At 42.0% G+C, this 8,049-nt stretch carries 4 protein-coding genes; all 4 read right to left on the bottom strand.

The window, feature by feature from the left end:
- Positions 1 to 517 (bottom strand): hypothetical protein (locus ACQR30_RS15560; protein WP_429736677.1); only part of this gene is annotated, 517 nt, incomplete at its 3' end.
- A 164-nt stretch (positions 518 to 681) separates the two neighbouring features.
- Positions 682 to 3,285 (bottom strand): beta-galactosidase GalB, encoded by a 2,604-nt coding sequence (gene galB / locus ACQR30_RS15555; protein ID WP_429736676.1) that lies wholly within the window; start codon positions 3,283 to 3,285, stop codon positions 682 to 684.
- Positions 3,279 to 5,282: a right-handed parallel beta-helix repeat-containing protein gene (locus ACQR30_RS15550; RefSeq protein WP_429736675.1), complete on the bottom strand. Its 2,004-nt coding sequence runs from the start codon at positions 5,280 to 5,282 to the stop codon at positions 3,279 to 3,281. Before ACQR30_RS15550 ends, galB begins: the two co-directional genes overlap by 7 nt.
- A 456-nt stretch (positions 5,283 to 5,738) precedes the next feature.
- Positions 5,739 to 7,883: a hypothetical protein gene (locus tag ACQR30_RS15545; protein ID WP_429736674.1), complete on the bottom strand. Its 2,145-nt coding sequence runs from the start codon at positions 7,881 to 7,883 to the stop codon at positions 5,739 to 5,741.
- Positions 7,884 to 8,049: the final 166 nt, after the last annotated feature.

Raw genomic sequence — 8,049 nt, 5'->3', positions numbered from 1 at the left:
GTTTGTTCGTAATGATTATTTCTTTGCGATAAACCGCTTCCGTTTTGTTGATGGGCCCTTCATAATGAGGAATCGTTACTTTCTTCCAATGAGTGGAATCACCAACATGGTGAACCCCAGGCAATGGATACCAGTTGCCCTTGGCATCCTGACCCATTTCAGTAGCTAACAATTTCCACTCAAAACTAACCAATGGAACTTTAGTTCTCGTAAAAGGAAGTTTGGGTGCAAGGTCGCGCAAAAAAGGAGCATATAGCTTACGCATGCGCGCTAATTCCCTGTTCAGCTGTCGCTGCGTATCAATGGGACGGGTAAAAGTAAAAACACGGTGACCAGCTGCATTCCAAGGCAGATAGATTTGTGGCAAAACGGGCGCCGGATTTTTCTGCAAGCCAGGTACTTTCATCCTTTGCTGTAATGCAAAACCAGCAAACACATCTGGTTTATTTTGTGCGCTTGCCTGCGTCAGAACGCCTACCAATAAAGTCAAAAAAATCACCCGAATTCTAAAATGCATCTGTTCTTTTTTAAAATAATTCCTAATCTATACCAATCGATTTTACACACCAGTTTAAGTTTTAATTTTCTTGTAAATGCTGCAACGAAAGGAGCTTTCATTTTACGCTAAGACGACAGCACAATTGTTTATCCAAAACAGCATCCTTTTATTTTCCCTATTTATTAATAATCGTCCGCTATGCCTGTCGGAGCTTTATTTCCATTAACCGGTATTTCAATAATTGCTTTTTCCAGACCCTGCGCTTCAACAACCAATTTCAAATTTTCTTTTTGATGAGGCTCCGCTTTCACAATAGCCAGCATGAGTCCATTGAACGCAGGGCGTATCGGATTGGGAAAGGAAATAAGACAGGTCGCGTCGCCATTATCGGTTGCCACTATTTTGCCCTCACTTTTCAAATAACAGTGAATAAGGTTATGAGCCGTAGGTACCCTTCTACCGTCTTTATCCGTTATTTCTATTTTAATAAAAACAAGATCATTCCCATCTGGGGCAATAGAAGGCTTGCTTGGAGAAAGCCGCAACTTAGCCGCGGCCTTTGTTGTATTCACTGTTGTCGTCGCCCATTTTTTTCCACCTTTATAAGCAACAGCTTTTAATTCACCCGGCTCATATTTCACATCATTCCATCGCAGCCGATATTGGTAAGGCTGCTTTTTTTTCCTTCCCAGCGACCTCCCATTTAAAAATAGTTCCGCTTCATCACCCGATGTGTAAACAAACACCGGCGTAACTTTTCCTATTCTATCGGCAAAATTCCAATGCGGCAAAATATGCACCATTGGCAAGTTCGGGCGCCATTTCGCTTGATATAGATAATAGCGATCTTTTGGGAAGCCCGCTAAATCAACTATTCCGAAATAGCTACTACGAGAAGTCGGGCGATCTGCCTCCATTTTTTTCAACTTCTCACTTTCTCTTTTCAAGTCATCTTTAGATGAAGTCGCATAATTTAGCAAGAGACTTGCATCACTATTAAAAGGTGTAGGCTCACCTAAATAATCAAATCCCGTCCAGACAAACTCCCCACAAATAGCAGGATATTTATCTAATGCCGCAAATTCGGCGTCCGGCAAAGACCCCCAACCAGGAGCTTTTAAATCATAAGAAGACATCTGAAATCCCTTTGGAAAATATACACCCCTGGAGCTCATGTCAGAAGATGTTTCGCTAGCGAAACCCGCTATATGTTCATGGTTTTTGTAGTGTAGAAATTTTCCATAAAAATCCGGGCCGCCATATACACCGGAGGGATAATTCATCCCATGCACATCTACAATCAGCTCCAGCCCATGAAAGGCAGTTTCATCGGGTGCCGAAATACCGCAAGTGACAGGTCTGGTACTATCATAATGATGAATTATATCACGCAATTGTGCGAACAAATAAAATTTAGATGAGTCATATTGTTCAGGGATTTCATTTCCCATGCTCCACATGATCACCGAAGGGTGATTTCTACCCATCTTTACCATTGACTCCAAATCTCTTTCGTGCCAATCATTGAAGTGCCGGGCGTAGTCGTTACCATTCGCATCTTTTGAAATCTGAAAACAGTCAAAGGCCTCATCCATTACCAAGAATCCCATTTTATCAGCCAAGCTTAATAATTCAGCAGAAGGCGGATTATGTGAAGTGCGCAGCGCGTTACACCCCATGTTTTTCAAAATGGTTAACTTCCTTTCGATAGCGCTACGATTGACAACGGTACCCAAAGCACCATAATCACTGTGATTGCAGGTACCCTGCAACTGCACCCGCTGCCCATTTAATAAGAACCCATTATCGTGCGTAAACTCTATTGTTCTGAAGCCGAAAGATGTATTGTATTGGTCAATTTTTTTATCGTGATCATAGACCGATACACAAGCCAAATAACGATTGGGACTCTTCAGGTCCCATAATTTAGGTTTAGCTATCTGCAGATTAACAACACCGTCAACTCCCCTATGCGCGTTTAGATGTAGTGTCTGCTTTTCACTTTGCGCAACTTTATTTCTTTTTTGATCATTTTTATCTAGTGCATAAATAGCTACTGCATATTGCACATCTACAGATTTAGCCAGATCATTGTTAATAGTAACTGCAATCTTTGCCTTAGCATAGGGTTTTGTTATTTGCGAAGTAGTCACAAAAACGCCCCAATGGGCAATATGTACCGGATTGGTTATAACTAACCGCACGTTTCGGTAAATGCCTCCACCGGGATACCATCTTGAACCCAAGTCTTCTGTGTTAAGCCGAACAGCGAGGACATTATCTTTACCAAAAAGAAGGTATGGCGTTAAATCCACACGAAACGAACTATAACCATAAGGACGATCCCCTACTTTATGCCCGTTCAGCCATACCTGGGCATTTGCCATCGCCCCATCAAAATCGAGGTAGAACTGCTTTAGTTTGTCTGCCGGTTGAATTTTAAAATGCTTACGATACCATCCAATTGCCCGCCATGGGAGCTTTCCCGTATTGCCGTCAAGGTCCGGCCTAAAAGGCCCTTCAACGCCCCAATCATGAGGCAAATCTAGTTTTCTCCACCCAGCATCATTAAAGCCTATTGCCTGCGGAGCCAACCCGAGTTGATTGCCACCCCCTTTTTCTTTATTTCCAGGCTCCGCGATCCTTGAGCCATCGGGTTGTAATCCGTAGCGTGCGAATAACCAATTGGCGTCAAAATTCTTCTCCTGCCGGACGGGTTGAGCCGCCGCTCCCAGCCACAACAAAAGGGCCATCCAAAATAATCGTTGCTTCAAATACATCACCATACTTTAATATTTTGTTTTCCTGAACTTTTAATCTCAAAAGGTCCAACCGAAGGGTTGGCAGAGTTGCGTTTTTTGCCAAGATAATCCATGTCAATATGGAGCGCAGAACCATCCGGATTCTCAAAAGGAAGGTCAGATACTATTGCTTTTGTCAATGTCCGGGTGGTTACAAGCTTATGTTTTAGGGCCAACCATTTTTTGTCAATAGCTATCTGGAGATAGATATTCTTACCTTCCTGCAATAAATTAACTCCTGCATCAAAGTCACTGTCTACCAAGGCATTTATTTTTGTAGCGACATGCTCTTCATACGCTTTCATCTGCCTCTCGGCGTCTTTATTCATTTCTCCAAATTTATCCTGCCCGTTATTTTTTATTGCGCTCAGAGCTCCTTTTGTATAGACGTTCCCCTTAAAAGTAACCGGCAGTAAAGCATTGCTATACGGACGCACATCTGCTCCGTTAACAAACAGATTGTTTACGAACTGAACATCTCCGCTGGGGTTATCGTGAAGCGCCACTACATAGGTAGAATGCGGCTTCATATATGGCGTTAACCGGGCGTCATAGTGTATAACGTCTATTTTGCCCGCAAACAAATTATGCGCAAACGCGGCCCCCTGGGAGTTCATATAAATATTGCTTTTCGATAATAAAATATTATTCGCTATCAGCATCGGCCCATGATCCACTTCCAAAAAGATATCTAACGAATTATCATTCATCAAATTATCGCATAGCTGAACGCCCTGAGCCATCCAATCAAGCCAAATTCCGGCAAAACCTCCTACACGGTAAATATGATTGTGCTTAATTTGTACATCTATGGCACCGTGAAATTTAATACCTGCCATTTCTGCCCCATTGAATAAACGATGCACATATATGTCATGAATTGAGTTTGCTTCGATGGTGCTGAAGGAACAGCCCAAACTACCGACGATGCCGGTTTGTTCACAATAAGCGATTGTGTTACCGCGAACAATGTGGCCGCCAATGGTTCCTTTGTTCCAACCAAAGGCCAATGCTCTTTTGATCGTGCCAACATATCCTTCAGCTGACTCCGTATTCTTGTTATCGAATTGATCGCCATATTTGCCTAAAGCAATACCGGAACATTTGGAATATTCAATGGTATTATTTTCGATAATCCAACCCCGGCTCCAATGTGTACCAATTATGCCCACTTGCTCTGCCGTTGGGGGTGCCCAGTTGGTGGCTGCCTGCTCCATTGTAAAACCCTGTACAGTGATAAAATTAATGAATGGTTTATCCGGATAAAATACGGTTGGGCGGACATTTATCTCTACTAAATCCTTATTGGGATCGGCATCTTTAAATTGTGCCCAAATAGTGGTAGTTGTCGAGTCTACCTCTGCCCACCAAAGTGGATTTTTTTTATCTGTAGCAGCCATCACCGCTTCTTTTTTTGATGCCTCCATCAGCCAATCGCCGTTTAAATAAACAGCCCCTCTATGATATTTTTGGTCCTTTGGTGTTGGCCAAAACCAATCGCCATGAATCAATTCTTTGTAAGGATTAAAATCTCCAAAAAATGTATTGGGGATTTTTACTTCCCAGGTATCATTTTCCGATTTTTTCCAGCCTTTAATGACTTCGGAACCTTTTATCACCACCTTCTCACCGGGAGCTGCCTGATAAACAATCCGCTCAGCATTGGAATTGCCTCCCCGCGGCGGCGAGATCTGCTCCCGGTATACCCCCGCGTGAACAAGCACCGTATCACCCGGCAAGGCTAAAGCCGCGGCAGCCGATATGGTTTTCAAAGGGCTTGCCTTTGTGCCCGCGTTGCCATCATTACCATTAACGGAAACCTCATAAGTGTGGTTTTTGCCGGTATTATCCTTCGGCTTTGAAGTACAGATATTTGCCAGACCATTCGCCGGCATCCATGAAACGATGCATACGAGTAGGGCAACCAACATAAGTCTCTTACAACCTGTAGGAATCTGTTTCTTACTTAGTCTATTTTCCATGACATTTATATTACTTTGTTATATAAAAAATCAAATCAGCTGTCCGGCACATGCGTTCTTCGCTGTAGGTTCCTAAACGAAAGCGGAAACAATGATAGCACTAACGGGGTTAAAACCGATGTATTGATTTTAAACTTCTTCCTTTGTTTATTTGCTTAGTTCTTTAATTTTAACTATCCAGGGAGCTTCCCGCCAAATAATGTCTGCGTCACCTTTAGTAATTTACCATTCACTGGAGTAGCGACGCATGATCACCCTGAACCTTGTCTAAACGCCGAAAGGATAATTTAATAGGATATCTTAAGAGATACTTTTTTTTAGTCACCAGCTCCTCACATGAATGGGAACGATGATAAAAGACCCAATCCCCATTAGCATCCTAACTGAATCCTATAATGAAGTCACTTATTCATTTCACTAATCGTTGTTTTCTATTAATTTTCTATATTAAAAACCCTAATACCCGGGCATTCTCTTTAAAATAATGGGCTTCGACGCATTTCCCCCGGTAACATTAAAAAGTTTCCAAGTATTTTTGTCGGTACCGTTTTCCAGCTTCCAACTATTTTCAGGATTCGCCAGCTGCGCCTTCACCCAGCGTGGAAAAGCATTGGCAGCGCGGGCATTTTCCCAGGTCTTTATCGTATGGAAGATTTCATATTTATGTGGGCAACTCTCTACCGATTTCTGGTTTAAAGGCATTATGTATGTTGCCCCGATGCCCACAGAGATCGCTTCGATATGCTCATACTGCGCTGGTGTCGAGGATGCATCTATACCAAAATTACCGCCAAATGATGCGGGGAAATAATTAGAAAATGCTACATCCCGCAAATCTTTTCCCTCGCTCGTTGCACTACCCCACTGATCTGTTGCAAGATCATACATATTTTTGCCACCCCCTACATTCCAGACACTTTGATAGTGCCAGGAACCTTCCGATAAAGTTGCCCCTGAGATCCGCAGATAAGGTATCTTATCAATTGCAGCCCTGTCAAACAATTTTCTAAAAAATCGTTTCACGGAATAATAACCTTGTCCATTATTAAAAAGAAATTCCTGCCCGTCCAGATCTATAAATCTGATTCCGTTAATACGACTAACGTCCGCGTAGTATTCGGCAATTTTATCTTGTAAATAGATGTTGGGAATTAATCCGTCATATCCGTAGTCCAGGGTTGCCTGCAATTTATATAAAGTATCTCCTGCTTCATGGGCTGTTTTCTTTGTGTGCCAATAGCCACGCGTCACATTTTTTAGGGTATATGGATAAGTGCCCGAGACACCATCATAATGAATAAGTTCCTTGCCTATCTTTATAATATTAAGGTTTACGCAATGTGCTTCCCAGGAAGCTACTTCATTTAAAAATCTAGGATCATCTACTATTATATTTGTGTCGGTTGTATTGATGCTTTTTGCAAGAATTCTTTTTTGTTGATAGCAAAGACTGTCACTGGGGATAGGGCTGACATCTTTTGTTCCGGGTGCCAACGCAATTGTGATGGTATGTCGGCCCATTAAAATACCAAGCGGGTTGGATATGTCTGTAAATTCCTTGTGCGACTTATTTCCACTTGAAAAATGAAATGGCTTCGTTTCGAATTCCTTTCCGTCAATATAGCCTTCATTGCCACGATCCACTTTAAAATAAGGAAGATCATTAGCTTCAATTGCTTTAAATCCCATTTGCGACACGTAGCTGATCGTGCTATCAAACAAATTCCCGCTGGTAGTTACATCGGGTATATAGCGTGCCGGATCTTTGATCCACTTACCGTTGATCGTAGGATGTGGTAACCCTTCTGACAGAACGATACTTTGCATTACATTTAAAAGCGCCGTACTATCGGGGCTTCCCCATAAAGCAATGGAAGAACCTATAAAGTCGACTCCGGGTAAGCCCTCCACCTCTTGGTGGTTAGGTTCATCGTTTTTTAAAAAAGGAATTAGGGAGAACAAAATATCTCTTTTTCGGCTTCTGTCCCGGGCGTGATAAGTAACAGCGACCCGGCCTTTGTTATCTATTGTGGCCGTATTACCGTATAAGATTCTATAATATGGTTCGGCATGCGCGTAGAATGCAACATCGCTAATTCCGTTTCCGCCTATAGGAAATAACTGGCCTTCGTGCAAGCTGTCAGGTAGAGCAAAACGGTGGGCATCGGGCGAATGAATGACATATTGAAAAGCAGCGGCATCGCCTTCGGTCGTTGAATTTCCGCCAACCGTAATATCATTCAAGGCCAATGCTCCAATGGCATAATTAATAGCTGCCGAGGTATCCCGGGCAACCCCAATCACATCCCCGAATAAATTGGTAATATTGGTATAAAAAGAACCCCATTGAATATCGTCGATTCCTGCGCGTTGTGAGAGAGACAGTAGGGTAAATTTAAAATATTTTTTATACACATGCATGGCCACTTTAGCTACCGAACCATTGGAATACTTCAATAAAATAATGGTATTATTATTTTCAAATGTTGCCTTCACCGGCTGATAATACCTTTTCTCCGCTCCATTATACAAAAGCATTAATGGTGAGGGTTGATCAATGGGAGAAAATTCACGATTTGGCTTTACTGTAATATTTTTCATACTCGTAATAAAGCCCTTCTTGTCGATGTGGATCTTAAAATAATTAGTGGCAAAGTCCCGTTGAGCAAATGAATTTAGACTTAACAGAAACAAAGCAAAACATGCTATTGATCTTTTAAATATTTGATGCATAACAATAAATTAAGGTGTAAGTGAAAATAATATA

This window comes from Arachidicoccus sp. (genome assembly GCF_050436765.1).
GTDB lineage: Bacteria > Bacteroidota > Bacteroidia > Chitinophagales > Chitinophagaceae > Arachidicoccus.
This window is presented reverse-complemented; position numbering and strand designations above follow the sequence as displayed.

Bases quoted from the DNA above. Each gene is read 5' to 3' on its own strand.
- ACQR30_RS15550 (WP_429736675.1), bottom strand. From the start codon at position 5,282: ATGGAAAATAGACTAAGTAAGAAACAGATTCCTACAGGTTGTAAGAGA.
- ACQR30_RS15545 (WP_429736674.1), bottom strand. From the start codon at position 7,883: ATGAAAAATATTACAGTAAAGCCAAATCGTGAATTTTCTCCCATTGAT.
- galB (WP_429736676.1), bottom strand. From the start codon at position 3,285: ATGGTGATGTATTTGAAGCAACGATTATTTTGGATGGCCCTTTTGTTG.